At 68.3% G+C, this 25,673-nt stretch carries 28 protein-coding genes and 1 tRNA gene; 13 read left to right on the forward strand and 16 right to left on the reverse strand.

Annotated elements, in window-relative coordinates:
- Positions 1–92 precede the first annotated feature (92 nt).
- Positions 93–1,433, reverse strand: coding sequence for a phosphoribosylglycinamide synthetase C domain-containing protein (locus tag FZP69_RS04955; protein ID WP_152040240.1), 1,341 nt, complete (start codon positions 1,431–1,433; stop codon positions 93–95).
- A gap of 369 nt (positions 1,434–1,802) precedes the next feature.
- Between FZP69_RS04955 and FZP69_RS04960 the strand changes: the two genes are divergently transcribed.
- From FZP69_RS04960 to FZP69_RS04985, 7 genes are all read left to right on the forward strand, one after another.
- Positions 1,803–2,504 (forward strand): histidine phosphatase family protein, encoded by a 702-nt coding sequence (locus FZP69_RS04960; protein WP_192918470.1) that lies wholly within the window; start codon positions 1,803–1,805, stop codon positions 2,502–2,504.
- 223 nt (positions 2,505–2,727) lie between these two features.
- Positions 2,728–3,735 carry an ABC transporter ATP-binding protein gene (locus tag FZP69_RS04965; protein ID WP_152040242.1) on the forward strand — a complete coding sequence of 336 codons (1,008 nt, stop codon included), beginning with the start codon at positions 2,728–2,730 and terminating at the stop codon, positions 3,733–3,735.
- Positions 3,728–4,516: an ABC transporter permease gene (locus FZP69_RS04970; protein ID WP_152040243.1), complete on the forward strand. Its 789-nt coding sequence runs from the start codon at positions 3,728–3,730 to the stop codon at positions 4,514–4,516. Before FZP69_RS04965 ends, FZP69_RS04970 begins: the two co-directional genes overlap by 8 nt.
- 100 nt (positions 4,517–4,616) lie before the next feature.
- Positions 4,617–6,308 (forward strand): COG1361 S-layer family protein, encoded by a 1,692-nt coding sequence (locus FZP69_RS04975; protein WP_152040244.1) that lies wholly within the window; start codon positions 4,617–4,619, stop codon positions 6,306–6,308.
- Positions 6,309–6,524: 216 nt separating this feature from the next.
- Complete coding sequence (locus tag FZP69_RS22375; RefSeq protein WP_192918471.1) at positions 6,525–6,692, forward strand: hypothetical protein; 168 nt, start codon at positions 6,525–6,527, stop codon at positions 6,690–6,692.
- 90 nt (positions 6,693–6,782) lie between these two features.
- A tRNA-Ser gene (locus FZP69_RS04980) sits at positions 6,783–6,867 on the forward strand.
- 298 nt (positions 6,868–7,165) lie between these two features.
- Positions 7,166–7,966 carry a sugar phosphate isomerase/epimerase family protein gene (locus FZP69_RS04985; RefSeq protein ID WP_152040245.1) on the forward strand — a complete coding sequence of 267 codons (801 nt, stop codon included), beginning with the start codon at positions 7,166–7,168 and terminating at the stop codon, positions 7,964–7,966.
- Between the two features lie 35 nt (positions 7,967–8,001).
- Here FZP69_RS04985 and FZP69_RS04990 read toward each other — a convergent pair whose 3' ends face one another.
- Together FZP69_RS04990 and FZP69_RS04995 are read right to left on the reverse strand one after the other, a co-directional pair.
- A complete protein-coding gene (locus FZP69_RS04990; RefSeq protein ID WP_152040246.1) occupies positions 8,002–9,153 on the reverse strand; it encodes a hypothetical protein in 1,152 nt (383 codons plus the stop codon).
- Between the two features lie 6 nt (positions 9,154–9,159).
- Entirely contained in the window at positions 9,160–10,008 is an 849-nt protein-coding gene (locus tag FZP69_RS04995; protein ID WP_152040247.1) for a protein phosphatase 2C domain-containing protein, read from the reverse strand.
- Between the two features lie 216 nt (positions 10,009–10,224).
- Between FZP69_RS04995 and FZP69_RS05000 the strand changes: the two genes are divergently transcribed.
- Complete coding sequence (locus FZP69_RS05000; protein WP_152040248.1) at positions 10,225–10,488, forward strand: hypothetical protein; 264 nt, start codon at positions 10,225–10,227, stop codon at positions 10,486–10,488.
- A 30-nt stretch (positions 10,489–10,518) separates the two neighbouring features.
- Here FZP69_RS05000 and FZP69_RS05005 read toward each other — a convergent pair whose 3' ends face one another.
- The 3 genes from FZP69_RS05005 to FZP69_RS05015 all read right to left on the reverse strand — a co-directional run bounded on the left by FZP69_RS05005 (position 10,519) and on the right by FZP69_RS05015 (position 13,167).
- Complete coding sequence (locus FZP69_RS05005) at positions 10,519–10,899, reverse strand: hypothetical protein (protein WP_152040249.1); 381 nt, start codon at positions 10,897–10,899, stop codon at positions 10,519–10,521.
- A 202-nt stretch (positions 10,900–11,101) separates the two neighbouring features.
- The gene (locus FZP69_RS05010; RefSeq protein WP_240137464.1) at positions 11,102–12,640 is read right to left on the reverse strand and encodes a (R)-citramalate synthase; all 1,539 of its coding nucleotides are present in this window, start codon (positions 12,638–12,640) and stop codon (positions 11,102–11,104) included.
- Between the two features lie 176 nt (positions 12,641–12,816).
- Positions 12,817–13,167: a DUF192 domain-containing protein gene (locus tag FZP69_RS05015; protein WP_152040251.1), complete on the reverse strand. Its 351-nt coding sequence runs from the start codon at positions 13,165–13,167 to the stop codon at positions 12,817–12,819.
- Positions 13,168–13,305: 138 nt separating this feature from the next.
- Here FZP69_RS05015 and FZP69_RS05020 point away from each other — a divergent pair, with 138 nt between their 5' ends.
- The 3 genes from FZP69_RS05020 to FZP69_RS05030 all read left to right on the forward strand — a co-directional run bounded on the left by FZP69_RS05020 (position 13,306) and on the right by FZP69_RS05030 (position 15,562).
- A complete protein-coding gene (locus FZP69_RS05020; protein ID WP_152040252.1) occupies positions 13,306–13,452 on the forward strand; it encodes a rubrerythrin-like domain-containing protein in 147 nt (48 codons plus the stop codon).
- Positions 13,453–13,749: 297 nt separating this feature from the next.
- Complete coding sequence (locus FZP69_RS05025) at positions 13,750–14,289, forward strand: DUF7097 family protein (protein ID WP_152040253.1); 540 nt, start codon at positions 13,750–13,752, stop codon at positions 14,287–14,289.
- Positions 14,290–14,398: 109 nt separating this feature from the next.
- Positions 14,399–15,562, forward strand: a complete 1,164-nt coding sequence (locus FZP69_RS05030; protein ID WP_152040254.1) for an MFS transporter — start codon at positions 14,399–14,401, stop codon at positions 15,560–15,562.
- Between the two features lie 21 nt (positions 15,563–15,583).
- Here FZP69_RS05030 and FZP69_RS05035 read toward each other — a convergent pair whose 3' ends face one another.
- The gene (locus FZP69_RS05035; protein ID WP_152040255.1) at positions 15,584–17,494 is read right to left on the reverse strand and encodes a hybrid sensor histidine kinase/response regulator; all 1,911 of its coding nucleotides are present in this window, start codon (positions 17,492–17,494) and stop codon (positions 15,584–15,586) included.
- A gap of 296 nt (positions 17,495–17,790) precedes the next feature.
- Between FZP69_RS05035 and FZP69_RS05040 the strand changes: the two genes are divergently transcribed.
- Together FZP69_RS05040 and FZP69_RS05045 are read left to right on the forward strand one after the other, a co-directional pair.
- Positions 17,791–18,354: a GMP synthase subunit A gene (locus tag FZP69_RS05040; protein ID WP_152040256.1), complete on the forward strand. Its 564-nt coding sequence runs from the start codon at positions 17,791–17,793 to the stop codon at positions 18,352–18,354.
- Between the two features lie 115 nt (positions 18,355–18,469).
- Entirely contained in the window at positions 18,470–20,371 is a 1,902-nt protein-coding gene (locus FZP69_RS05045) for a DUF2070 family protein (protein WP_152040257.1), read from the forward strand.
- Positions 20,372–20,479: 108 nt separating this feature from the next.
- On the opposite strand, the gene FZP69_RS05050 is transcribed toward FZP69_RS05045, so the two are convergent.
- The 9 genes from FZP69_RS05050 to pth2 form a co-directional block, all read right to left on the reverse strand.
- Complete coding sequence (locus tag FZP69_RS05050; RefSeq protein WP_152040258.1) at positions 20,480–20,683, reverse strand: HVO_0649 family zinc finger protein; 204 nt, start codon at positions 20,681–20,683, stop codon at positions 20,480–20,482.
- 65 nt (positions 20,684–20,748) lie between these two features.
- Positions 20,749–21,015 carry a DUF3194 domain-containing protein gene (locus FZP69_RS05055; RefSeq protein WP_152040259.1) on the reverse strand — a complete coding sequence of 89 codons (267 nt, stop codon included), beginning with the start codon at positions 21,013–21,015 and terminating at the stop codon, positions 20,749–20,751.
- Between the two features lie 5 nt (positions 21,016–21,020).
- Positions 21,021–21,419: a prefoldin subunit beta gene (locus FZP69_RS05060; RefSeq protein ID WP_152040260.1), complete on the reverse strand. Its 399-nt coding sequence runs from the start codon at positions 21,417–21,419 to the stop codon at positions 21,021–21,023.
- A 429-nt stretch (positions 21,420–21,848) separates the two neighbouring features.
- A complete protein-coding gene (locus FZP69_RS05065; protein WP_152040261.1) occupies positions 21,849–22,142 on the reverse strand; it encodes a KEOPS complex subunit Pcc1 in 294 nt (97 codons plus the stop codon).
- Positions 22,143–22,155: 13 nt separating this feature from the next.
- Complete coding sequence (locus tag FZP69_RS05070; protein ID WP_152040262.1) at positions 22,156–22,290, reverse strand: DNA-directed RNA polymerase subunit P; 135 nt, start codon at positions 22,288–22,290, stop codon at positions 22,156–22,158.
- Between the two features lie 7 nt (positions 22,291–22,297).
- Positions 22,298–22,570, reverse strand: a complete 273-nt coding sequence (locus FZP69_RS05075) for a 50S ribosomal protein L37ae (RefSeq protein ID WP_152040263.1) — start codon at positions 22,568–22,570, stop codon at positions 22,298–22,300.
- A gap of 245 nt (positions 22,571–22,815) precedes the next feature.
- A complete protein-coding gene (locus FZP69_RS05080; protein WP_152040264.1) occupies positions 22,816–23,550 on the reverse strand; it encodes a DUF2103 domain-containing protein in 735 nt (244 codons plus the stop codon).
- Positions 23,551–23,809: 259 nt separating this feature from the next.
- Complete coding sequence (gene truD / locus FZP69_RS05085; RefSeq protein WP_152040265.1) at positions 23,810–25,264, reverse strand: tRNA pseudouridine(13) synthase TruD; 1,455 nt, start codon at positions 25,262–25,264, stop codon at positions 23,810–23,812.
- On the reverse strand, positions 25,264–25,602 hold the full coding sequence (pth2, locus tag FZP69_RS05090; protein ID WP_152040266.1) for a peptidyl-tRNA hydrolase Pth2: 339 nt from the start codon (positions 25,600–25,602) through the stop codon (positions 25,264–25,266). The genes truD and pth2 overlap by 1 nt, the downstream gene beginning before the upstream one ends.
- Between the last annotated feature and the right edge of the window lie 71 nt (positions 25,603–25,673).

Genomic DNA, 25,673 nt, shown 5'->3' on the forward strand with positions numbered 1-25,673 from the left:
GGGACGAGAGAACCACTTCTTCGCTCGTGCTCCCGCACAGCGGTACAAGTACTATTATCTACCGACGTCGGAGACCGACGCCCTCGACGGGTTCACGCGTTCGGATTCCAGCGTTCCTCGTCGTCCGGTCCGAGATAGCCCCACGCCTGAAGCCGGTCACCGTCTCCGCCGATCCAGCGTTCACCGATGTCGTCGCGGTAGTAGAGGTTCGGGATGACGATATCGTCCACGCGCTCGTAGGCCCGTTCGCGGGCGTTCTGCATCGTCTCTCCTTTGCCAGTCACAACGAGCGGCATGCCACTTTCGCCAGCGACCCGCCACTGTCCATCGATCTTCTTCGTGTCCTCTAGATGAATTCCGTCACGGCTCTCGGTCTGGAAGACGATCGCGGCGTTTCGAGAGTTCTCGTCGTACGTCTTCTCGTCGTCGAACGGGAACGGTGGCAGCACGACGCGAACCGCGATCTGGTAGCCGTTGTGGACCTCTAATTCGGGATCATTCCCGTGTGCGAGATCGTAAAAGAACTGTCCGGTTGCGGATTCGAACGACTCCTCTTGCAGTGCGATGGTCGGGTAGCCGAAGCGCGGGGTGAACTCCAGCGGGTAGATGCCGGTGTCGTTGACGATACAGTTGATGTCGATACTCCCGACGTAGCCTTCCGCAGCGAGCCACCCCTCGAGCTTGCCGAGCGTCTCCTCGAACAGTTTGTTCCGCCCACCCCAGAACATCGACGTCCCCATCTCGCCCGTCGACGGCCCAATGTTTCCTGGGAACAGTTTCTTGTGCTCGAAATTGAAATTGACCTGGTCGATGAACTCCTTCCCGTTGAAGAACCCACAAATAGCGATCTCCACGCCCTCGACCTTCCGCTGGAGCTGGAAGCCCTTCATGCGGTGCCCCCACGCTTTCTTGTAGGCACGAAGGACGTCGACGACGTCGCTGCCGTCGTCCTCGTTCCCGACGTAGAGGAGTCGCTTGACGTTCTGGACCTCCCCGAGTGGTTTGATCACGTACGGTGCGGGGTTCTCTCGGACGTACTCGATGCCGGCGTCGAAGTCCTCGAAGACGTGATGCTCGATAGTGTCGACACCGTGTGCTTCGAGAATCTCCATCGCGTAGCCACGGTCCTCCTCGAGTCGATCGGCGTTCGGGGTGCCACCGACAACGGCCTTTCCTTCCTCGCGGAGTTCCTGGGCGAGCGCGCCAGTGCCGACGTCTGAGCCGACCCAGATGTCGTCGAAAACGACGACATCGGACCACTCGACTTCGGCGCGCCAGTCGTCGGCCTTCGGGACGAACCCATTGCCGATCTCTTTGTCGGATTCGGCTTCGATGTAATACTTCACGTCGTGGCCCTCGCTGTGAATCTGCCACGCGAGGTCGGTGATCAGTGCGGCGTCGGCCGAGACGAACAGGAACTGTCTGGTCTCCATTGGTGTGACCTCCGTCGCGGGGACTTCGATCTGTGACGTGGAACAGCGGAACGAGTGATAAAGCTGACCCCAGAAACAGTGCTCGATGTCGACGTTGCTCCGCTCGGCGAACCGGGTCCCGTCGGCGCTGCCGTGCGGTGTCTCCGATCAGCGCCGCGTCGGGTGAGGGGTACGGGACGTCCTCGGGATCTACGCCACACACGCCCTCGCCGACGATACAGACGCTACCACCGAGGCACGATCACGACCTCCGTGCCGGCACCGCCGGCCCGTCCCGAACGACGTCTCCGCGACGGGGTCCGGTTGTCACTGACGCAACATATTGTCACTGACGCAACATACATACACGGCTCACCCCTGTGTATGCGCATGAGTCGCGTCCTGTGGCTCGTCCGGCACGGGGAGCGCCGAGACGAGGTCGAGCCTGGGTGGACCGAGCAGGCCGACCGGCCGCACGATCCGCCGCTGACGGAGACCGGACGCCGGCAGGCCGCTCGCGTCGGGGAACGCCTCCGCGGCTGCGACGTCGAGACCATCTACACCTCACCGTTCCTCCGGGCGGCCGAGACCGCCCACATCGTCGCCGAACACCTCGACCGAACGGTGTTCGTCGATCACGGGCTCTCCGAACACCTCAACGCGGCGTGGTTCGACGTCGCCCCGTCCGTGCTGACGCCACGGGCGCTCGCCGAGCGGTTCGATACCGTCGACCCGCTGCACACGTCGACGCGTCGCCCGCACTACCCCGAATCCGCCGAGGAGGCCGCCGAACGGACGGTCCGAGCGGTCCGTCGCCTGGCGAAAGACGACCCCTCCCCGACACTCTTCGTCGGCCACGGGCTCACGGTCGGGAGCGTCGTCGCCGGGTTCACGGGCCGAACCGACGTTGAGACGCCCGTCTGCGGGCTCACCAAACTCACCGAGTACCCGTGGGGGTGGGAGGCCGACCTCCTCGCGGACACCTCCCACCTCGGGGAGCTGGACGTGGCGGTCGACGAGGCCGACGAAGGCGGCGAGACAGACGAATGCGGTGAGACCGACGAGGCAGACGGTGCGGACACGGAGCAGTAGTCGTCGACCCGTCCCATCGTTGTCCACCCGCTCGTCCCGGAGTCGGTCCCGTCGCCTGTCCCGTTCACGCCCCGATCCCGCCCCTGCTGGCCGTCCTGTACGCACCCCGGACGACGACACCCGACGGGGGGCCTGTCCCCGACACCATTATGTACGTCAAGCGTCCCTTCTCAGGTCGTCCGAAACCGACGTACCGTCGCGCGGACGGACTCCCTCCACACGCATGACCGCGATCGACGTCTCCGGATTGACCAAGGCGTACGACGGGTTCGTCGCCAACGACGACCTCACGTTCAGCGTCGAGACGGGAGAGGTGTTCGGCTACCTCGGGCCGAACGGGGCCGGCAAGACGACGACGATCCGGACGCTTCTGGGGTTCCAGTCGCCCACTGCGGGTTCCGCGACGCTCCTCGGTCACGACGTCTGCGACCCGCGAGCGCTCCGCGAGGCGAAGGCGCGCATCGGCTACCTCCCGGGCGAACTCGCGTTCGACTCTACGGCGACGGGCGAGGAGTTCCTCGACTACCAGGCCGCGCTGAAGGGCGACAGCCGGCGCGAGGAACTCCTCGAGCTGTTCACGCCCCCGCTGGAGAAACGGATCCGGGAGTACTCGACCGGGAACAAGCAGATGCTCGGCATCGTCCAGGCGTTCATGCACGACCCCGATCTCCTCATCATGGACGAGCCGACCTCGGGGCTGGACCCGCTCAAGCAGGCGGCGTTCAACAGCTTCCTCCGCGAGGAACGAGACGCAGGTAAGACCGTCTTCTTCTCGTCGCACATCCTCGGCGAGGTCCGGCGGATCTGCGACCGCGTCGGGGTCATCCGCGAAGGTCGGCTCGTCACCGTCGAGGACGTCGACACACTCCTCGAACGCGGCGGGAAGCGCGTCCACCTGCACACCGCGGAACCGCTCGACGAGGCGGATCTGGCACTCGACGGCGTCGTCGCGTTCGAGCGGGTCGGCCGCGAGGCGCAGTTCACCTTCGCTGGCGACTACACCGAGCTGGTGACCGCGCTGAGCGAGCACACCATCGTCGACATCGACGTCGAGGAGCCCCCCATCGAGGAGGTGTTCATGCACTTCTACGGTGAAACCGAGACCGAGACTGAGACCGAGACCGACGCCGCGACGGAACCGACCGTCGACGACCGGCTAGCCAGCGACGACGAGCGGGTCAGCAACGACGACCAGCAGGCCGACGACGGCGAGGAGCACGCCGATGTTTGAGACGACGCGGTACGAGTCGCGTCGGCGCGTCAAGGGGACGCTCGCGCTCACCGTCCTGCTGTCGGCGTTCGTCGGACTCGTCATCTCCATCTACCCCTCGTTCGCCGAGTCGACCGCCGAAATCGACGCACTCGTCGAGAGCCTCCCGCAGGCGTTCCGCGAGGGGTTCGGTGCCGAATCGTACGCGAGCATCGAGGGGTTCCTCTCGGCGGAAGTGTACCAGTTCCTCTGGGTGTTGCTCCTCGGCCTGTACTTCACCTACGCGGCCGGCGGACTCATCGCGAACGACGTCGAGAGCGGTCGCCTCTACCTGGTACTGGCGACGCCCATCTCGCGGACGCGGCTGGTCGTCGAGAAGTTCCTGTCGCTCGTCGTCCCCCTCGTCACGCTGAACACGGTGCTGCCCGTGTTCGTCTTCGGGGCGTCGATGGCCATCGACTACGTGATCGACCCGTGGTACCTCCTCTTGGTCCACCTGCTGTCGATTCCGTACCTGCTGGCCTGTGCGGGCATCGGTCTCGTGCTGTCGGCCGTCGTCGACCGCGGCGAGGTCGCCCAGCGGAGCGGCATCGCGATCGTGTTCTTGCTGTTCATGCTCGACTCGGTCACGGTCGGGACCGACTTCGAGTGGCTGGGTTCCGTCAGCCCGACGCGGTACTTCGACCCGACCGAGATACTCCTCGACCAGACGCTCGACCTCGTCGGCGCGGTCGGCCTCCTGTTCGTCGCGAGCGTCCTCGTCGTCGTCGCGCTGGCACTCTTCCAGCGGAGGGACGTCTGATGGCGTTCGTCGACGCCACCCCTCCGCTGCCCGATCGCCGTCGCACAGTCCACGTCTACCGCAACACCACCACCCACCCCTCTCACACCACACCCAGCCAATGAACGGAGAGCACCCCGTCGTCGCACTCGTCGCACTCGTCGTCGTCGCGAGTCTCGTCGCGCCCGTCGTCGCACCAGTTGTCGCCGCCCAGACCACCGGGTCGGGACAGGTCCTCGGCTGGCCCGGACTGTCGGTCACGACGTCGACACCGGAACTCACGGCCGGCGGCGACCAGTCGCTCGCGCTCGAGATCCTGAACGATCCCGACCTCCGCAAGACGGGGCCCGAACGGTACGAGAACCGGGTCACGACCGCACGCGCCGTGACGATCACGATCGACGACGGCGACCTCCCGTTCGACGTCCGATCGGAGACGGTCGCGGTCGGGGAGGTCCCGCCCGGGAAGACGTCCGTTCCAGCGGTGACTGTCACGGTCCCCGAGTCGGTGCCGCCGGGCCGGTACGAGATCCCCGTCGCGGTGACGTACTCGTACACGCGGCTGGTCTCGTACGACGGCGACGACGTCTCCTACGCCAACGGTCGACGGACGATCACCGACGAGGTGACCGTCCGCGTCGACGCCCGACCCCGCTTCGCGGTCACGGGGACGCGGTCGACGCTGCAGGTCGGCGACACGGGGACCGTGACCGTCACCCTCGAGAACGTGGGGGCGGAGCCTGCCGGCGACGCCCGGATCACCCTCGTCTCGTCGTCCGCGAACGCGCGGATCACCGGTGCCGACGGACTCGGTGGCAACGGACCCGGCGGCGACCGACCGTCCGGCGTCGGCGAGTCGGCCATCGGGAGCCGGACGGCCGTCTACGTCGGGGAGTGGCGTCCCGGCGAGGAACGCTCGGCCACCTACACGGTCGCCGTCGACGAGGACATCGACGCCGAGTCGCTCGCGTTCCGGGCGGCCGTCGAGTACGAGGACACCGACGGGGTCACGCGCACGTCGCGACCGCTCGCGCTCGGTGTGCGACCCGTGCCGGAGCAGTCGTTCGCGCTCGACGACGTCCGGGCCGACCTCCGCGTCGGACGCACCGGGACGATTTCCGGGACCCTCGTCAACACGGGCGAGACGCCCGTCAGGAACGCGGTCGTGGTGCTGTCGACGGAGTCGTCCGAACTCGTCCCACGGCCGACGCGCATCGCGCTCTCCGACCTCGAACCCGGCGGCGAGGCGTCGTTCTCATTCGACGTCCACGTCTCCGACGCCGCCGCGGCGACGACCCACCAGGCCGACCTGACCGTCGAGTACCGCAACCAGCGGGGACAGCTCCGACGGAGCGACCCGCTCGAACGGTCGGTCGCGGTTGCCCCCGAGCGGGACCGGTTCGCGTTGACGCCGGTGAACGCCACGTTCGAAGTCGACTCGGACAACCCCCTCCGGGTCCGGATCACGAACCGCGAGTCGGTCACCTTCCGCGAGGTCCGGGTGGGGATCAACGCGACCGCCCCGTTCACCAGCGAATCCTCGACGGCGTACGTCGAGGCGCTGGACCCCGGCGAATCCGCACTCGTCGTCTTCGAGGTGACGGTCTCCGAGGACGCCGTGGCGACCACGACGGCGGTCGACGTAACCGTGACCGCACGCGAACCCGACGGTGACCGGATCCGCGACGGGCCGTACGTGATCCCGGTGACCGTCACCGAGGCGAGCGGGCCGGGGGATACGGTACTGCTTGGGGTGGGCGTCGTCGCGATCCTCGTCGTGCTCGGTGGAGGGTGGTGGTGGCTCCGGCGGTGACCGGTCGACGCGTCCTCGGTCACGAGGTGCGAACACGTGGAGGACGCTGTCCCGAACCGTCACGTCGTCGTGTTCGGCGTTCCACGCGGTCGTGACCCGATTCCGACCACCAACGGTCCGACCGAGCGCGACCGTTCGGACACCCGCGCAGTGTCGCACTTTCACTTTCACCGTGCTAGGCTGAGCTACAAGCCACGTCGTCGCCTCTCTGTATCCATGCTCGCACCGACATCCACCAGTGAGCCCCGAACGCGCAGACGGATCGACGTCACCGATCTCTCGGCCGACACGGTCGACGCCTACGTCCGCGCACAGGCGATCGACGCCGTCGAACTGTCCTTCGAGCGGCGCGGTGCACGCACGTTCCTCGTCGTCGAGTCGTAGACGCCCGAGGAGATCTCGAGGACCTCCGACGACTCGACGGCCTCCGGAAATCGAAACCCATTACTTACCCCACGGCCGACTGAGGAGTGAGCCGAGGTAGCCTAGCCTGGCCAAGGCGGTAGATTCGAAATCTACTGTCCATTCGGACACGTGAGTTCAAATCTCACCCTCGGCGCTTCTCTCCGTCCCACCCGGCGAGCGCGTGCTGGCGTGCTCGCCCTCCGAGGCACTGTCCGGCAGTCCAGTTCGACCCCGTCAGTCGTGTGCAGCGGCCGCCGAACACGACCGGCTCCGGACCGACTCTCGTCCCGGTCGGTCTATGACGCCCGGCTTCCGGTGTTCCGGTCGAACCCGTCCACTCTCTCCACCTGCTCTCGGCGTTCCGAACCGACGATCGATCCCGACCTGTCGCCTGTCCCACCGGTCGCGCGGAGTCGGACAAGGCTTTCACCGCGGCGCGGGTATCTCCGACTATGAGCATCGACCGCGGCGTCGTCACGCAACCCGAGGTCAGCTTCGAACAGTACCTCCGGACTGCACGATCGGCCGATCTCGACTTCGTCGAGATACTGCTGGACGGGCCGACCGATCGAGACTGGCTGGAACGAGTCGTCCGCGGCGAGGTCTCCGTCGACGTGGACGGGCTCTCGCTCGTCGTCCACCTCCCGTTCGAGGGACTCGACCTCAGTGCGCCGTCCGAGGAGGTGCGGTCGGCGGTCGTCTCGGAACTCCACAGGTGTCACGCCGTCGCCGACGCTGCCGGCGCAGAGACGGTCGTCGTCCACCCGACCTCGCTCGCGTGGCGGAAAGCGCACGACACCGCGTTCCTGCGAGAACGCGTCGTTACCTCACTGACCGACCTCGCGGGGGCCGCCACCGACGCCGGGCTAGACGCGGCGCTCACGGTCGAGAACGTCCCGGGCGGCGTCGTCCCCACGAGCGACTTTCCGGACCTGCTCGCGGAGACGGCGCTGTCGATGACGTTCGACACCGGTCACGCCCGGATCGACGGGTTCGACGATCGGGAGCTGAGCGAGTTCTGCGCCACGCACGCCGACCGAATCGCTCACGTTCACCTGAACGACACCAGACGACCGGCGGACGAACATCTGCCGGTCGGCTCCGGCACGATCGACTTCGTCGGTCTGTTCGACGCGTTGCCTGCGGGGTGGGACGGGACGGCGTCGCTCGAGGTCAACACCCCGAACATGGCGTACATCGAGCACAGTGCGTCGTATCTCGATCGGGTGCTCGCCGAAACCGGGTACCGGTAAGCGATCCGATTCGCCGATGCCCCCTCATCCGGCGCTCAGAGCAGCAGTCGCACGACCGCGACCATGGCGAACCCGACCAGCAGCAGTCCGATCCCGAGGAGCGCCAGCCGCGTCGACTTCTCTCGGGCGTCCTCGATCGGGAGCATGATGGTGAATCCACCGAAGGCGGTGAACAGTCCCCCGGTCAGCACGACGATGAGCGACGCCGCCTCGACGAGCGTGAACTGGACCGCGATGGTAATCGTCGCGATGACGACCGCCAGCAGCGTGCTGAAGAAGCCGAGGAACTGGAGCGTCTGCGCCTGCAGCCGTTCCAGCCGCTCCTTCGACTCGTCGCGGACCCCCTGTATCTCCTCGATCGCCTCGGCGAGTTCCGCCTCGAACGCTTCCTGCTGGTTCTCGATCTCCCGCTGTCCGGCCTCGACTTGTTCCCTGTACTTGCCGAGCCGTACCCGGGACTCGTACATCCGGTAGTTGATAACGCGGAGGGCGTAGTCGTCCTTCGCGTCGTCTTCGCCGTCGATGGCCTCGTGGATCCGTTCGAGCGCCCGGTCGTAGTCGCCCTGGAGCGCGAGGATGCGTCCGAGCGTCATCTTGAACTTCGGGTAGTCCGACTGATCTATAGCGCTTTTGACGTACCGTTCGGCCTCCGCCAGCAGCGCCTCTGGATCGTAGCCCAGCCGTTCCGCCTTCTCGTCTTCCAGCGCGCGGGCGATCCCTCCGGCGAGACTGTGAGCGACGCCGGCGTGATCTTCTCCGATCCGCTCGACTGCTTCACGTCCGTGTTCGATCGCCGCCTCGTAGCTCTGGAGCGTCTTCCCTTTCTTCGCGTGGAGGGCTTGGAGGTGCGGGTACATCCCGCGTTCGCTGAACTCCTCGTGATCGCGCAGGAGCGAACCGAACGTGGTGACGTTGCCCTGTCGACGATGGTAGGTACAGCGAGCAAAAAAGGCCGAGAACCTGACGAACTCCGCGTCCTCACAGTCGATGTCGCGCTCGTCCATCTTCACGATCGTCCCGAGGTCGTCCCTCCGGCCAGGCGCCTGTTCGATGAGGCGCGTCAGTGCGAGTTCCCAGTTACGGTCGGCCTCCGGGGGAAGACCGCACAGGAACCCGATCAGGTCGTCGGTGCCGTCTCCGTCTTTCAACGCCTCGATTCGGGCGACGGTCTCCTCGCTGAGCCCCATCGGGAGTCACCTCGTGAAGTCGACCGTCGCCACCCCGACGTCGTCCGACGGCTTCAACCGAGGATACCGTTCGCACTCCGGGTCGGCCTCCTCGAACGCCCGCAACACCCGGATCGCGCGCTCGATCCCGTTCGACCGCACGTACGAGACGAGGTCGGTCCACTCCGCGAAGACGTCGTACGGGTCGTAAATCGGCTCGAAGCCGTCCGTGAACGAGAGCACGAACTCGAGTTCGTCGCGTGGGACATATCCCGTCTCGGCGTGATCGACGGCCTCGGGGTCGAATCCGAACGTCCAGTAGCCGCCGGGTTCGTTCATCTGTTTCCTGTGCTCCACTAGGAGCGATTTCACGTGCTCGCGGAGGTCACTGTACGACACGTATCCGTCGGCGCGCTCGCGGATCGCGACCATCTCGTCGACCACGCGCGCGTCGAGTTCACGTGGCCCCTCACCGAGCACGGGGTCGACCCCATCGTCGCGGTCGACGACGACGCTACAGTCGCCGAGTACGAGGTACTCGAGCGACCCGTCGTCCCACCGACAGACGGCTCCTGCTCCCGACGGGACCTCGTGTTTCTCGGCGGCTGCGGGTCCCGACAGCTCGGCGTACTCGTCCGCGACGCGTTCGACAGCGCTCGCAGCCACTGCCGACAGCTCCTCGTCGCTCTCGATCCGGTCGCGGAGCGCCTCGCACAACGCGTTCACGTACCACTGCGCGTCGGATTCGGCGTCGCTGACCTGCCGGTCGCCGAGTCCAGTCGCGCCGTCGAGCACGATCGCCGCGTTGTCCCCGGTCCACACCAGATCCTCGTTCGTCGAGACTCCCGCACGAACCGTGGACTGAACGTCGACCATACAGAGGTAACACGGACAGCCGGGTAAATAGCTTCCAGTTGTCGCCGTCCTACCGTCCCCTGGTCGTGATCGGTCCGAATCCGACTCGTCCGTCCCGTCGTCGAGATTCGGCGCTCCCGGGGATCGCCGAGTCGGAGCCGCTCGCTGCGAGCGGCGCGTAGGGTACGACCGGTCGGCGAGCCGCGCGGCTGCCCCCGGCGCGGCGGTCGCGACGAGGTGGGCGAGCTGGACGCGGAGGTGGTCGGCACAGAAGATCGGCGTCTCGTCGTCGACGGTGTACCTCTCGGTCACGTACTCGTTGTCGGTCTCGATGGAGCTCTCGAGTTCGTGCTCGGGGAGGGCGAACGCACCCGCCTTCGTACGCTCGACGCAGCCGTCGGGGTGGCCGAACGGTCGTGTCGATCTCCACACGTTGACTCTCGAGCGGAGATCGACCCGACACGGTTCCGTGCTCCGCTGTCCGTTTTCGTCGTCCGGTGAGGACGCCTCACGGCTGACGTTCCCGCGGCGTCACTCCGAGGCGAGCCAGTCGGTGATGCGCTCGCCGCCGTAGCGCGGTTCCGTCCCGCGACGGGACTCGTGCGTGGTCGTTCCGGTCCACCCGAAGTCGGCGAGCCACGCCTGCTCTCCCGGCGATTCGTCGGGCGTCCGGGCGGTCACTCGGTGGAGCCATCCGACGAGGTACGCGTCGACGTTCGATCCGTCGTCGGGGTTCGCGGCCCGGATCCAGACGTTGCCCTCGCCCGGGTCGTCGGCGAGGTCGTCGGCCCACGACTCCGCCTCGTCGCGGCCGTCGAAGCGGTGGCGGACGCCTCGCTGGCAGACGACGCTGCCGACGGCCGCGTTCGACCGCCGGGCCGAACGCTTCACCTCCACGAGGTAGTCTGACACGGGTGAAGGTACGCGTGCCCCCGACTTTTACTCGTCGTTTCCGCGGCTCGTGCGCGGTGTCTCCCCGTCGATCTCCACGAGACGCCGGTTCGTGTCTCTCCGAGATGCGAGACGCGGATCGGCCAGGATTCGCGACCGTTCGGTCGATGGTTCGAACGTCGAAGTCGAGACACGACGCCGGTCGCTCGCGACTGCGACCCGCTCAGTCGTCGGCCGGGACGTGCTTCGAGTCGGCGGCGAGCAAGCGGTCGAGCGCGTCGATCATCGCCTCGACGCTCGCCCGCGTGATGTCGGCGTCCGACGCCGCCACCGTCACGGAACGGTCACCGCGGGACATCTCGACCTCGACGGTCACCACCGCGTCCGTCCCGCCGGTGATCGCGTCGACGTGGTACGACTCGAGTTCGGCGTCGGCGCTGGCGGTGAGCGCGGCGCGGACGGCCTCGACCGCGGCGTCGACTGGACCCGACCCGGTGCCCGAGGCGATCCGCTCCTCGCCGTCGACGAGCAGGCGGACGCTCGCGGTCGGGGTCCTCCCACCGGAAGCGGCGGTGAGGTCGACCAGTTCGACCCGGCGCTCCCGTTCGCGCCCCTGGACGTCCTCGGCGATGGTGAGGAGGTCGGCGTCGGTGACCCGCTTGCCGCGGTCGCCGAGCTCTTTCACCCGCTGGACGATCCGCTTGAGCTCCTCGCGGGAGACGTCGACGCCGTGTTCGTCGAGCGCCGCTTTCACGCCCGCACGCCCGGCGTGCTTGCCCAGTACGAGCCGCCGTTCTCGTCCCACAGTTTCGGGCGCGTACGGCTCGTACATGGCGTCGTCTTTGAGGGTGCCGTCGGTGTGAATGCCGCTCTCGTGTGTGAACGCGTTCTGTCCGACCACGGCCTTGTTCGGCGGGAGCTCGATCCCCGTCTTCCGCGAGACGATCCCTGCCAGGTCGTACAGCTCGTCGAGCTTGACCGTGTCGACGCCGTACACGTGGTGTAACGCGATGGCGACCTCCTCCAAGGCGACGTTGCCCGCGCGCTCGCCGATGCCGTTGACGGTACAGTGGACGAGGTCTGCCCCCGCCTTCAGCGAGGCGTAGACGTTCGTCATCCCCAGCCCGAGGTCGTCGTGGGTGTGGGTGCTCGTCGGCCCCAGTTCGGAGAGCCGCGACACGGCCTCGTAGGTGTGTTCGGGCCCCGCGTGGCCGACCGTGTCCGCGAAACAGATCCGGTCGGCACCTGCGTCGAGCGCGCTCCCGAGCAGTTCCTCGAGGTAGTCGAGGTCCGCACGCGAGCCGTCCTCGCCGATGACTTCGACCCAGAGCCCGTGGTCTTTCGCGTAGGCGACCAGCTCCTCCGTCGAGGCGACGTTCTCCTCGTACGTGGTGCCGACCTTCTGCTCGATGTGCCGGTCGCTCGCGGGGACGACGAGGTTGATCCCGTCGACGTCGCAGTCGAGCGCCCAGTCGACGTCTCTCGTCAGCCCCCGGCAGAACGACGTCACGGTCGCGTCGAGGTCGAGTGAGGTGACTCGGCTGATGGTCTCGCGCTCGCCCGCGCCGGTGCAGGCGCTGCCCGCCTCCACGTACTGCACCTCCGCGCGGTCGAGCGCGCGGGCGATGGCGGCCTTCTCGTCGGGCGTCAGCGAGATCCCGGGCGCCTGCTCGCCGTCGCGCAGGGTGGTGTCGAGCAACTGTACCGTCGTGCCGGAGACGAGGGAGCCGTCGCTACCCTCGAAGAGGTTGGTGTCTGTCAAAATGGGGTCCTGTCGGTCAGTCTCGTCGGGGAATTTCACGGCCAGCCGCCTCGCGGCGACTTCCTCTATCCTCCGTCGGTGGGTGTTCCGACATTGTACCGATACGGTGTGTCTCCCTGGTTATAAATTGGCCGGTTTCCGGACCGGGTCGCCCGATCGGCCGTCGGCTGTGCGGTTCACTCCTCGACGAGCCGGAGCCGATCGCCCACACGCACATCGTCCGCCGCACCCGCCGGCAGTTCGATCACGCAGTCGGCCCGTCCCCAGCCCAGCCCGATCCACGCCCGCAGTCGCTTGACCTTCGTCACTTCCTCCTCCCGAAGCCAGACGGCGTCGATCGGAAACGGGACACAGACCATGTGGAGGCTCCGGAACCCCTCTCCACCGAAGGGAAAGACGAGCGCGTAGTCGTCGGGGATCGAACGACGGAACATCAGCCCCCGGGCCTGCGCCAGCGTCGACTCCGCGACCGTCACCCGGGTGGCGAGCGTCTCCGTTCTCTCACCGCGGTCGTGGAGGAGTCGCACGTTTCCGTCCTCGACGGCGGGGGAGAAAAACACTCGTGTCCGGTTCTCCGCCGTGAGACCCCCGAATCGGCCGGGGTTTTCGGTTCGCTGGAATCGCCTGGGAAGGTTTAGTACCGTGGCAGTCGATAGCATACTGTGATGACCCACGACCCCTACACACCCCCGGAGACCCGCACGTTCGAGTGTCTCGACTGCGGCCGCCGCACCGACGCCCAGCATCAGCCGGTGACGTGTTCGGTCTGCGGTGGCGACCTGCGCGACATCAGCGTTCCCAGCGAGCAGTGAGACGTCCCCGGTGGACGGTGATCTCGCCACCGTACGACTACGGCACACGGTCCGACAGCTCCCCTGTCGCACGGAGCGGTCGGTAACCCACGTTCGGACCTCTCTCCGACCGCCTCTCCCGTGTCTCTCACTTCGCCCTCGCCGTCCTCACTGACTCGCGTCCTGCTCGCGTCGTCGACTACGCCGCTCGGAGCCAGTTCCTCACCGAACCCGCGGGCGGCTCCGCCCGCCCGCGTTCTCCGACGCACCGCCCGGCACCCCCACAGTTTCAACTACGATCGCGCCCTTCTTCGGGGCATGGAGCGCACGCCCGAGGGCACGTCCGTCGGCGTCGACGACCCCTACGAGTTCGCCGGCCCGTGCGACCACTTGACGAACGACGGCCGGTGCCGGTTCGCCTTCGACCGTGCGGGTCACGACCCCGAGTTCGCCGCCGAACGCCGCCGTGACGACTACGCGTGTCTCGCGGCGGACGACGAACACGCGTGGCGCGACTGCCCGCACTACCGCTCGACCACCACGGGCAGGACGTGTCGCCGCTGCGGTCTCGAGGAGGTCCGCATCGCCACCGAGACCGCCCGGCCGCTCCTCGAAGAACACCACCTCTCGTACCACGACCGGGGGACGAGCCACGAGATCACCGTGACGCTCTGCCGGTGGTGTCACGCGAAGGTACACAACTCCTTCGCCCGGATCGACGACGACGCCTCGCCCGCCCCCGAAGCCGTCGCCGCGCGCGAGGAACGACGCAGTCGAGAACAGGCCGAGTTCGGCTTCACCTCGGCCCGGGAGCGGTACGGATCGGACGCGTCCGCTCGCGAGTCGCCCGACGAGTGACCGCCGCGGCCGAACCCCCACAGTCACGGCCCACTGCCGTCGTCCGGTGCTCGTCCTCCGCCCGCCCGCGGGTCGGGCGGCTTTTGTGACTCCTCCGTGAGTCGGGGGTATGGACGCCGACGATCGCCGGCCGTGGGCGCTCGTCACCTTTGCGTTCGCGGCGCTCGTCGGACTCCTCCTGCAGACCCGTGGCGCGCTGCTCCCCAGCTTCCAGGCCAGCTTCGGCGTCACGGAGGCCGAACTGGGGCTGCTCGCGCCGCTCGCCTCGGCGGCGTCGTTCCTCGTCGTGCTCGTCGTCGGGCTCCGGGCCGGCGATCTCCCGCCCGAACGGAGCCTCGCGCTGTCGTTCGCCGGCGTCGCCGTTTCGCTCGTCGTCGTCTGGTGGGTGCCGACGTTCGGCCTCCTCGTGGTCGCGCTCGTCGGTGCCACCGCCGCAGCCGGCGTCGGGCGCGCGCTCGACCGTCCAGTGCTGAGCCACCTCTACCCGGCGGAGCGTCCCCGACTGTTCAGCCTCTACGAGATGTCGTGGGCCGTCGGCGCGACCGCCGGACCGCTGCTCGCCACCGCGGCGCTCTCGCTGGGTGAGTGGCGACTCACCTACCTCGTCGCCGCCGCGGGTTTCGGCCTGCTCGCCGTCGGCGTCTCCCGGCTGGAACTTCCCGCGGGCGTCGATCGGGAACGCTCGCTCGCGCTCTCGGCGCTCCCACGGCTGATCGGCCGCCCGACCGTCCGCACGATGTCGCTCGCGCTCGTCCTCTCCGTGGCCGTCGAGGCTGGCGTCTTCACCTGGCTTCCGTTCTACGCGACGGGGTTTCTCGACCGCGCGACCGCGACGCTCCTCCTCTCCGTCTACCTCGTCGCGTACGTCCCCGGTCGGTTCTTCGCCAGCCGCGTCGTGAGCCGAGTGGGACCCGAGCGGGTCGTCCTCGCCAGCGCGAGCGGCGGGGGCGTGGCACTCGTCGTGCTCCTCTCCGTTCGCAGCGTGCTCCCGGCCGCCGCCGCGAGCTTCGCGCTCGGCTTCCTCATCTCGGCGGTGTACCCGACGGTGCAGGCGTGGGCGACCGGAGCGCTCCCGGAGTTCAGCGGGCCGATCAACGCGGTCGCGAACGCCTCGGCGACCCTCGGCGCGGTCGTCTCGCCCGCGCTCGTCGGCTTCGCCGCCGACGCGACCGACATCGCGCTCGCCATGTGGCTCCTCCCGGTGTTCATGACCGGTCTGTTGCTCTTGGCGCTCGTCGTCGTCGCGCGGTCCAGCCGGCCGAGGCCCCAGTGAGGTGCCCGGGTGGTCGACCGTTCACGCGGTCGATCGGTCGTCGACACACCGGACGCGGAACTCGAACCGCGCCCCACCGCTCGCGCTCTCCGTGACGCGGATCGCCCACCCGTGTGCCTCCGCGACCTGCCGGACGATGGCGAGGCCGAATCCGGTCCCCGTCTGTGCCGTCGTGACGCCCGCGTCGAGGACGCGGTCGCGGAGATCGCGGGGGACGCCGGTCCCGTCGTCCTCGACGAAGAACCCACAGTCGTCGCCGTCCAGCGCCCCGACGCGGACGTTCAGGTCCGTGGTCGGCTCCGTGTCCGTCCCATGGGCTCCCTCGTCGTCCACGCCGTGCTCGACACTGTCGTCGGACGGCGTCCGACTGCCCGTGGAGCCGTGCTCCACACTGTCGTCGGCTCCCAGCCGATGGCTCGTGGAACCGTGTTCCACGCTGTTCCGAAAGAGGTTCTCGAGCAGTTGCCGGAGTCGCGTCGGGTCGGCGTCGACGGTGTCGTCGTCGACGACCGAGAGGGTCGCCCCGGTGGTGTCGACGGTGGCCCACGCCTCACGTGCGGCGTCGGCGATAGACACCGGCTCGACGCTGTCGGGGTCGATCGCTCGGCCCTCGCGCGCGAGCGCCAGCAGGTCGTCGACGAGTTCGTCCATCCGGTCGAGCGTCGTCTCTGCGCGGTCGAGTTCCCCGAGGTCGCCCGTGTTCCGGGCGAGGTCGACGCTCCCGCGCACCACTGCGAGCGGGCTCCGCAGGTCGTGGCTGACGACGGAGGCGAACTCCTCGAGCTGTTCGTTCTTCCGCGCCAGCGCGCGTTCGCGCTCGTGACGCTCGGTCACGTCCACCTGCGACCCGAGGAAGTGGACGAGGTCGCCCTCGTCGTCGAAGATGGGCGTGATCTCGACGTGGTTGACGAACGGCGTCCCGTCCTTCCGGTAGTTCGTGATCTCGACCGCACACGGCTCGGCGTTCTCGACGGCCTCGCGCATCCGCTCGTTCGGCTCCTCTTCGGTCTCCGGTCCCTGGAGATGTCGGGGGTTCTTGCCGAGCACCTCCTCGGCGTCGTAGCCGGTCATCTCCTGGTACCCCTCGTTGACGTACACCAGTGGGTTGTCCGGCTGGGTCGGATCGGTGAGCACGAGGCCGATGGCGGCGGCGTCCATCGCCCGCGTCTTCACCTGGAGGTCGTGCTGACGCTCCCGTTCCTCGGTCACGTCCCGCGTCATCGTCATCCCCGCGACGACCTCGCCGTTCTCGCGGATCGGGACGAGATCGGAGACGAACTGCCGGTCCCGGTACTCGAACTCGAACGTCGACCGCTCGCCGTCGAACACCGCGCGGTAATCGTCCTTGTACGCGTCGACGAACCGCTCGGAGTGGACCTCGTGGATCGTCTTCCCCACCACGGCCTCGGGGTCGAGGTCGATCTGGTCGAACACCTCGCCGCCGACCCACGTGTACCGCAGGTCGCGGTCGAACAGCGAGACACCTCCACTGGGGATGTTCTCGACCAGCGTCCGGTACGCCGCCTCGCGTTCGGCCAGTTCCTCGTGGTCGGCTGGATCGACGGCGGACCCAGACGCCCGAGCGTCCGCCCGTCGGCGTTCGCGGTCGGCCAGCACGGCGTCTCTCACTCGCTCCTGCAGCGTCGCGAGGTCGTCCGTGCGGTGGTGCTGCACTCGTTCGTTGTCGATCCGGTCCCCGTGGTCGTCGGTCAGGACCACCACCGGCACGGCGAGGTCGCCGTCGGTCGCGCCGAGCAGTTCCCGTCCGCGCGCCGTCGACGTCGCGACGACGCAGTCGCACGCTGGGAGTGCCTCGACTGCCTCGGCTGTATCACTCGTCGTCCGGACGTCGACGTCGTCGAGCGCTCGCTCGACGGCCGCGACGTCGCACCGCTCGTCGGAGAGCAGTACGACTGAGATCCCCCCGGTCATTCGTCGGAACGATTCTCGTCAGTCACGTATATTGGTATCGATGTGAGTTATCGCATTGCCCGAATGTTGGCCGTCGACCGACACATCGTGTGAGTGAAACGGGAGTTATCGATCGGTCACTGAGCATTTTACCGAGAACGAGTCACGTCGTGATGGGCCGACTCGTCGGCCTGTCGTGTCGGGTCGCCGCACGTACGCCCCGTCGACCGACGGCCCTCTCCGTCGTCTCCGGGACCGACTGCCGGCCGAACCTGGGTCCGATTCGCTTTTACCACTCTCCCGACTACCTTCCCGCAATGACCCGCATCGCCATCGTGGACAACCACGGGCAGTTCACCCACTTGGAGCAGCGCGCGCTCCGGGAGGTCGGGGTCGACGCCGACCTCGTCGACAACGACACCCCACCCGAGGAGGTCGTCGCCGACGTCGACGGCGTCGTGCTCTCGGGTGGCCCGTCGATGGATCGGATCGGCCGCGCCCGCGACTACCTCGCTCCCGACGTCGACGTGCCCGTCTTCGGCATCTGTCTCGGCATGCAACTCATCGCGGACGAACTCGGCGGCACGGTCGGAGGAGGCGACTACGGCGGCTACGCCGACGTCGACGTCGACATCGTCGACGCCGACGACCCGCTCGTCGGGTCGCTCGCGCCCACGACGCGCGTCTGGGCGAGCCACGCCGACGAGGTGAAGACGCTCCCGCCGGGCTTCTCGCTCACCGCGGAGAGCGACGTCTGCGCCGTCGAGGCGATGAGCGACGCCTCAGCGGAGCTCTACGGGGTGCAGTGGCACCCCGAGGTGGCCCACACCGAGCGCGGCGAGGAGGTCTTCGAGAACTTCGTCGCGCGCTGCCGGCGCTGATCGGGACCGTTCGTTACACGCGTCTGTCACGGAAAATCAGGTTTATGAGCGCGTCTGCCCTCCGTCTGACGGGAAAGGGGAGGACTTTACCATTTCGACGAGGTATCGTCGTGCAATGACGGCGACACAGAGCGACCTCGCCGGGCTGTCGCGGTTCATCTTCCGCGCGCCGAACTGGTACACCAGCCTCGGCTTCGCCCTGTTCCTCGCCGCGATGGCCGGGATCGCGGCGTTCGACTCCGGCACCGCGACCGAGTCGTGGCGCCGGGTGTTCATCCTCGGACAGGACGCGTGGGAGGGCATCTTCTACATCGGCATCCCCACCGTGGTCGCCTCCGTCGGGACCGCCGGCGTCGACCGCTTCCTCGGTGGGAAGCTCACGCCCAACCGCTCGTCGCTCCTGGCGCTCGTCTGTGAGGTCATCGTCGTGGTCGCCGTGACCGCCGCGGCGGTCGTCAGCGTCTTCACGACGCTCGGACAGACGTTCGTCTTCGACGTCTTCGTGGTCGCGCTCTCGTCGATCTTCGCCTTCCGCCTGCTCGTCGTGATGGCCGTCTCACGCTCGTCGCTCCTCGTCGCCGCGGTCCCCGCGAGCATCCAGACCGTCGCCTCGGCCGTGCTGTTGTTCGTCTACAGCGGCACGGTCCGCTTCCTCGAGGTCGGCGGACCGCTCCTCCAGGCGTACCTGATGCCGTATCTCGCCCGGGCGGACCGCGCCCCCTCCGAGCTGCTCGTCGTCGGCCCCAACCACTTCACGCTGCTCGTGCTCACGTCGATCGTCTACGCCACCGGCGTCTACGTGTTCATCCGCGTGATCGACCGCCCCTGGGAGCGCTCGCTCGGCGTGTCGATGCTCGACTTCCTCCGCGGCTTCATCGGCCACATCGCCGAGGGCTCCCGCGAACTGGAGGACTTCTTCGAACAGCTCGGCCAGGAGGCGATCGTTCCCGTCACCGTGCTGTCGTTCGAGCGGTTCGACGGCTCGGAGAAAGCCCGCTGGATCCTGCCGATGATTCACCCGGGACCGATGGGTGAGATCGGCGGCGGCAACTTCCCCGAGCGGGTCGCCTCGCGCACCGAGGGGCTGGCGTTCCCGCCGCACGCGACCGCCGGGCACGACTTCAACCTCGTCACCGAGCGCGAGGTCGACACGATCCTCGACGCCGCCGACCGCGCCTACGACCGGATCACCTACTCGCGGGAGGCGACTCCCAGTGTTCGCGTCCAGTCGGGCGAGGCGAAGATGCTCGCCCAGGGGTTCGACGACGACGCGCTCCTCGTCTCGACGTACGCGCCCGGCTACGCGGACGACGTCGAGTACGCCGTCGGCCTCTCGGCCGCCGCGGAGGCCCGGACCGCCGGTCTCGACGACGTGCTCCTCGTCGACGCCCACAACTCGAACAACGGGCTCGACGGACCCGACCTCGGCCACGTCACGCCCGGCTCGAAACGGTCGTTCGACATGATCTCCGCGGCGGGCGACGCGGGGAGACGCCTTACCACCTCCCCGCGCGGCGACCTGGCGCTCGGGACGGCCTGGGACACGACGCCGTGGAACCCCAGAGACGGGATCGGTCCCCTCGGCATCCGCGTCACGGTCACGGCGGTCGACGAGCAGACCACGGCGTACGTCCTCGTCGACGGCAACAACATGGAGCCGGGGCTTCGTGACCGCGTCGTGGAGGCGCTCGACGATCTCGTCGACGTGAGCGAGGTGATGACCACGGACACCCACATCGTCAACACCGTCGAGGCGGACAACCAGGTCGGCGCGGCCATCGACCACGGGGCGTTCCTCGGCATCGTCACCGACCTCGTCGAGGAGGCACTCGCGGACCGCGAACCCGTCAGAGCGGGGATGGCGATGGAACGCGCGGAGGTCACGATCTTCGGTAACGACCGGACGGAGACGCTCGCCAGCCACGCCAACGCCGTCGTCTCGATGGGGGGTGCGCTCGCCGCGGCCGTCATTCTCGCGGCGATGGCCGTCAGCGTCCTCATCTTCTTCCTCGCGTAGCCGCCACTCGCGAGGTGTCTCCCGTCCTCGTCGGAGCTCCCCCGTGGCGATCGCTGGCCGTCCACCGTCGGATCGCCGGCCGCCTCTCACGCCGTCGAACCGGCCCGGTCAGTCCCGCAGTCGGAGCGTCCGCGTCTCGATCGCGCCACAGCTCGGACAGACGTGCCGATAGCTGACGCGATCGCCGGTCGTTCGGGCCTGCCACGCCCCGTCCGTGTCCACGTAGCCACACTCCCGGCAGCGGAGATCACGGTCGTACTGCGCCTTCAGTCGGTCCAGCGGGGTCGTTCCGCGTCCGTGGTCGACTGTCATGTGACAACATACGACACGGGTCGTGATAGCTGCTACGGTGGGCGCGGGGGTCGAGAGAGAAGGGGTTACTGCTCCGACGTCGCCGCTGCGCCGTCGGTCTCGTCGGCGAACAGATCGTCGACGGCCGCCTGCGCGGCTCGTGCGGCCTCGTCCGCGACCCGTTCGGCCTTCTCGTCGTCGGGCGCGTTCAGGTAGACGTCGACCTCGAGGACGCCCTCCTCGAACGTGACCGTGATGTCGACGTCGCGGACCGCACTCTGCTTGTACCGGTCGAAGACGACGCCTTCGGCGGCCTCGGCCGCGGTCTGGACGACTTCCTCGTCGGTCGGCATCGGCGTCAGTCGCCGCCGGCGCCGCCGGGGCCCATCGGGCCGCCGCCCGCGCCGCCCGCGCCACCCTGGAGCATCTGCTGGAGTTCCTGCTGGAGCTCCTCGAACTGGTCGCGGACGCGCTCTTCCTGTTTCGACAGCTGCTCGACACGGATCTCGAGCGAGTCGACGCGATCCTGGAGAGCGTCGTACGCCTCGTCGTACTCCGTCTCGACGAGCAGTTCGCCGACCTCGCGGTACATGACGGTGTCCTCGTCGATGTCGTCGAGCGCGTCGAGCGCGGTCTGGGAGTCGTTGAGCGTCGACTCCGCCGACTGCTTCTGCGCGGCGACCTGCTGGGCGGTCTCCTGAAGATCCTGCAGTTCTTCGAGTTTCTCCTGCGCTTCCGGCGGTAGGCTTCCCTGCATACGCGGGAGGAGGGTATCCTCCCTGAAAAAGCCCCGTATTCGCGTTCGTCGCCCGCCAGCGGCGTGTGAACCGTTCCCGTCGTCGGGTCTCGTGGCCGTCACCGGCCCGGTGATCCGATGCCGCGGGCCGGCGTCGGCTCGAAACATGCGAGATACTCTCTCAGAACACTCATTTGTTAGTTGTACGTCACACGGGCATGGGAGACATCGACGACGTCGAGGGACTGCCAGAGGGGGAGGACGAGATCGGCCCCAGCGGCGGAGATGTGCCGGACAGACCGCCGGGCCGGCCAACGACGGGACCGACAGTGCCGTCTGCCTCGAACTCGCGGGCGAGCGGTGGCCGCTGGACACGACGCTCACCGGCGACGAGCGCTACACGTTCGCGTACCCGGCGTAGTGACGACGGCACCACCGTCACGCACGGTGTCAGTTCCCGTTCGCGCGGCGCTCGGCGGCCAGCGCACACACGTCTTCGGCCGTCTCGACCAGCCGGATCCACGTGTTCACGCCGGCGCGGAGTGCGATCAGGTCGTGCGCTCGGACGTCGACGTGGAGCGTATCGCTCGCGCGGCGCACCGTGGCTGTCGAGCGATCGTCGTCGATCTCGCCGACTTCGACCGCGACCGCGTCCCCGACGAGCCGAGCGTCCCGCTCGTCGGCGTAGTCGAACAAGAGAGAGACCGTGTGCGGGTACGCGTCCGGTTCGGGCGTCGGGCTCACCGTCCGGCTCGTGCTACTCGACGGCGACTTCCTTGACCGTCGGGGCGCGTTCCTTCAGGAGGACGCGGTGCCCGCAGAACGGACACCGGACGCCGCCGTACTCGTCGAGTTCGACGTCGCGCTTGCAGCGGGAACACTTGTAGCTCATCGTCGGATTACTCGTCGCTGTCGGCGCTGAGCGCCGCGCGGATCGACCGACTGACCTGTCGGCCACCGGGCGTCTGCGGACGGTACGCGCCGCCGGTGAACACCTCGCCGGTGCGCTCGTTCTTCCAGACGCCCGTTCCAAGACGCTTCACGTCGTCGCCGTCGACTTTCGCGCTCCGCATCTCGCCTTCGATCTCCTTGACGCGTCGGCGGGCCACCCGACCGTACCGCGCCCCGAATCGGCCGGCGCTCCCGACCTTGCTCGCCTTCTTGTCGGCCATAGTACCACGGAGTACCCCGAGCGGAGGGATAAACCCTACGAGTCCGACCGACGCGAGGGCCGACGTGACACGGTCGGCGGTGCCGGACACGCCGTCTCCGAACTGGCTCGTGTCGCCGTTTCACGCCGCGAGAGCGTCTCTCCTGCCCGGCCACGACCTCCGTCACACTCGTGGTCGGGGCTATGCGGCACGTACGGCGGACGGCTCCGGCGATGGACGCGTTCGTCACTCGTCGTCGGTGTCGATCACTGGTCTCGTTCCTGCAGTCCCGCCTCGCGCAGTGCCGCGTTGAGGTCCTCCCGCACGCGTTCGCCGGTCTCGCGGTCCATGGCGGTCGTCACCACCCGGTTCTCCTGCACGCTGGAGCCGTCGCGCAGGAGGAGGCGGACGTTGCCGTTCTCGTCGGCACGGGTGACTTTCGCCCGCAGGCTCTTGCGCGAACTCATCCCTCCCGCCTCGATGGGACCGGGGACGACTTTCTTCACGTGGGGGTGTTCGGCCACGACGCCGATGGCTCGTCGACCCTCGCGTCCGCCGATCAGCGTGGTGTGGCTCCCTCCGAGTTTCTCGGCGGGTGCGGCGTCGACCACTTCGAGCGTCCGTTCGCCCCGACGAGCGAGCACCGAGGCCACGGGGTCGGACTCGTCTCTGACACGGAACACGTCGTGGTGCAACTGCGCGCGGATCTCGCGGATGACGTCGTGGTCGCCCGCGACGTACACCTCTTCGGGACGCTTGCGGTGGATCTCGTCGGCGACGAGGCCGGCGAAGTTCCGGAGCTGGATCACGCCGTGTTCGTCGCCCTCCTCGGGGACCGTCGTGACGGCGAACTCGCCGACCTCGTCGTCGTCGTCGAGCATCGTCAGCGTGGCCCGCTCCCGCGAGACGTCGACGACGACCGTGTCGCAGTTGGCGGTGTCGCAGGTGAGACAGTAGTCGCCCGGGCGTTCGAGCGGGGACTCACACCGCCGGCAGTTCATGCTCCTGACTGCGGGTGCCGGCGTAAAAGCCCGTCCGTTTTCGGTCGTCTACGAGGCCCGGTCCGGTACCGGTCGAAGCCCCCTGCAGGCGCGCACCGGACGTCCCGGGACTGTCGTGTGTGCCACGACGCCACTCCCGCTCGACCGGCTGGACGGTCCGCCGCCGGCGCTCTCCTCGTCGCCGCGACCGTCACTTCCGCGACGTCCCGTTCGTCCTCCTCGGACAGTCCGTCGCTGTCGAGCGCCGTGGACGCGGCGGTCAGAGGTCGAGCGGGTCGACTTTCAGGAACTCGCGGAGGAACACGGTCGCGTACGATCCGCGGGGGAGCGCGAAGTCGAAGGCGGCTCCCTCGTCGTCGACGGCCGTCTCGACGCCGGTCCGGACCAGCACGGCCCGGCGGGTTCCCGTCGAGTCGAACGCGCCGGGGAGCGCGAAGTCCGACGGCGCGAGGGCCAGCTCCTTGAGCACCGCGCGTTCGATGTCGCCCGGTTCTCCCACCCCCAGTTCGGTCTCCGTCCCGACGAGCGGCGCGGTGACGAACGCCCGCCCGCGCGCGCAGTGTCGTCGCATCACGTCGACCCGCGTCTCGGTCACGCGCTGTTCGCGGTCGGTGTCGGGGACGGCGAACGGCGCGTCCACGTCGCGGTCCGTAAAGCAGACGACGTCGCCCGCGACCGGCTCAGAGAGGGGGAGTCCCCGGCGGAGACGCTCGCTCACGATCCGGTTGAAGACGTACGACTGCGCGGCGTTGACGAAGAGCCGTTGCAGGTTCGACGGCACCGCTTCGAGCGCGTGGCGGAAACGGGCGTCCTCTGCGCCTTCTCCGTCTTCTGCGCCTTCTCCGTCTTCTGCGCCTTCCGCGTCTTCGGCGTCTCCACCCGCTTCGGCCTCACTCGCTTCGGCTTCCGTCCCCTCCGCGAGTCGGTGGAGCATCGACCGCTCGTACCGCAGATAGCCGGGGATGGTGTCGAGCGCCCGCTGCCAGTCGGGGTCGTCGCTCGTGGCCACCTCGTCGACGACGGCTCGCGCCTCCTGTGTCTCTGCCGGTTCACTGTCGGCGGGGTCACCACAGTACGCCAGCACCGCCTCGCGCCACTCGCCGCGGACGACGTGGAGACCCACACGATGCGTGACGGGTCGGCGCGACCCGAACCGCTGGTGGCCGAAGTAGTTGGGGACGCCGACGTGCGCTCCGTCAGTCCCCCCAGCCAGGTCCGCGAGCGACTCGGTCACGGCGTCGATCCGGTCGGCGGCGGCCGCGGTGTCACACGCGAGGTCGCGAACACGGATGGAGAAGTCGTTGCCCGCGAGGTCGCCGAACTGGAGCGCACGGCCGAGCCGACCGACGACCTCGATGTCGGCGTTTCGAACCGCCGGGACCTCGTCCGCAGAGACGCCCCGGAGCGAGAACAGCTGGGTCGTCACGGCGTGTTTGTCCTTCGTGCCGGCCCACGAGACGCGCTCGCGGCTCATCCCCAGCGCGTCGGACAGCCGCCCGGCGAAGTCGTTGGTGTCCCAGCCGTGGAGCGTCGCCCGGACGAGGAGGTGCGGGTAGTCGCCGGGGTCGCTCCCGACCGGTGCGGGGTCGAGCGTCTCGACCTCTCGCACGCGGAAGTCCTCGGGTCGGACCCTGAGCCGACCGCCCACGCCATCGGCGTCGCTCGCGTAGAACGCCATCCCGACCCGTTCCTCGCGGGGGTGTGCCGCGCGCATCAGTACAGCGAGAGGTCGCCGGTCACGCGGTCGACCTCGTCGTCCGCGGCGGGTCCGACGGCGACGGCGGTGACCGTCCCGGGCTCGAGCTGCGTGTGGCCCGCGTCGCGGACGACCGCGTTGGGGAGGCCGAGCCGTTCGGCCTCGCTCGCCACGTCGAACACCGCCTGCTCGCCCGACACCTTCAGGACGACCTTCTTCTGTCCCGACCCCTTCCACGCCTTCCGCGTCGAAGAGGAGGCGTCCTCGTACGCCGACAGCGACGCGTGGGCGACCTGCGCGGCCAGCTTCCCGCGCCCCATTCCGATGTCGGTACGTGCGGCGATAGCCTGCTTCATAGCTCCCCTCGTCGGGCTAGCGTGAAGTCTCCTGCTATCCCGGAAGCGGTGCGGCGACCAGGGGCGGAATA

The sequence above is a fragment of the Salinigranum salinum genome (genome assembly GCF_009176545.1).
Taxonomy (GTDB): Archaea; Halobacteriota; Halobacteria; order Halobacteriales; family Haloferacaceae; genus Salinigranum; species Salinigranum salinum.

Coding starts and splice junctions, on each gene's coding strand:
- FZP69_RS04955 (WP_152040240.1), bottom strand. CDS start 1,433: ATGGAGACCAGACAGTTCCTGTTCGTCTCGGCCGACGCCGCACTGATC.
- FZP69_RS04960 (WP_192918470.1), top strand. CDS start 1,803: ATGAGTCGCGTCCTGTGGCTCGTCCGGCACGGGGAGCGCCGAGACGAG.
- FZP69_RS04965 (WP_152040242.1), top strand. CDS start 2,728: ATGACCGCGATCGACGTCTCCGGATTGACCAAGGCGTACGACGGGTTC.
- FZP69_RS04970 (WP_152040243.1), top strand. CDS start 3,728: ATGTTTGAGACGACGCGGTACGAGTCGCGTCGGCGCGTCAAGGGGACG.
- FZP69_RS04975 (WP_152040244.1), top strand. CDS start 4,617: ATGAACGGAGAGCACCCCGTCGTCGCACTCGTCGCACTCGTCGTCGTC.
- FZP69_RS22375 (WP_192918471.1), top strand. CDS start 6,525: ATGCTCGCACCGACATCCACCAGTGAGCCCCGAACGCGCAGACGGATC.
- FZP69_RS04985 (WP_152040245.1), top strand. CDS start 7,166: ATGAGCATCGACCGCGGCGTCGTCACGCAACCCGAGGTCAGCTTCGAA.
- FZP69_RS04990 (WP_152040246.1), bottom strand. CDS start 9,153: ATGGGGCTCAGCGAGGAGACCGTCGCCCGAATCGAGGCGTTGAAAGAC.
- FZP69_RS04995 (WP_152040247.1), bottom strand. CDS start 10,008: ATGGTCGACGTTCAGTCCACGGTTCGTGCGGGAGTCTCGACGAACGAG.
- FZP69_RS05020 (WP_152040252.1), top strand. CDS start 13,306: ATGACCCACGACCCCTACACACCCCCGGAGACCCGCACGTTCGAGTGT.
- FZP69_RS05025 (WP_152040253.1), top strand. CDS start 13,750: ATGGAGCGCACGCCCGAGGGCACGTCCGTCGGCGTCGACGACCCCTAC.
- FZP69_RS05030 (WP_152040254.1), top strand. CDS start 14,399: ATGGACGCCGACGATCGCCGGCCGTGGGCGCTCGTCACCTTTGCGTTC.
- FZP69_RS05035 (WP_152040255.1), bottom strand. CDS start 17,494: ATGACCGGGGGGATCTCAGTCGTACTGCTCTCCGACGAGCGGTGCGAC.
- FZP69_RS05040 (WP_152040256.1), top strand. CDS start 17,791: ATGACCCGCATCGCCATCGTGGACAACCACGGGCAGTTCACCCACTTG.
- FZP69_RS05045 (WP_152040257.1), top strand. CDS start 18,470: ATGACGGCGACACAGAGCGACCTCGCCGGGCTGTCGCGGTTCATCTTC.
- FZP69_RS05050 (WP_152040258.1), bottom strand. CDS start 20,683: ATGACAGTCGACCACGGACGCGGAACGACCCCGCTGGACCGACTGAAG.
- FZP69_RS05055 (WP_152040259.1), bottom strand. CDS start 21,015: ATGCCGACCGACGAGGAAGTCGTCCAGACCGCGGCCGAGGCCGCCGAA.
- FZP69_RS05060 (WP_152040260.1), bottom strand. CDS start 21,419: ATGCAGGGAAGCCTACCGCCGGAAGCGCAGGAGAAACTCGAAGAACTG.
- FZP69_RS05070 (WP_152040262.1), bottom strand. CDS start 22,290: ATGAGCTACAAGTGTTCCCGCTGCAAGCGCGACGTCGAACTCGACGAG.
- FZP69_RS05075 (WP_152040263.1), bottom strand. CDS start 22,570: ATGGCCGACAAGAAGGCGAGCAAGGTCGGGAGCGCCGGCCGATTCGGG.
- FZP69_RS05080 (WP_152040264.1), bottom strand. CDS start 23,550: ATGAACTGCCGGCGGTGTGAGTCCCCGCTCGAACGCCCGGGCGACTAC.
- truD (WP_152040265.1), bottom strand. CDS start 25,264: ATGCGCGCGGCACACCCCCGCGAGGAACGGGTCGGGATGGCGTTCTAC.
- pth2 (WP_152040266.1), bottom strand. CDS start 25,602: ATGAAGCAGGCTATCGCCGCACGTACCGACATCGGAATGGGGCGCGGG.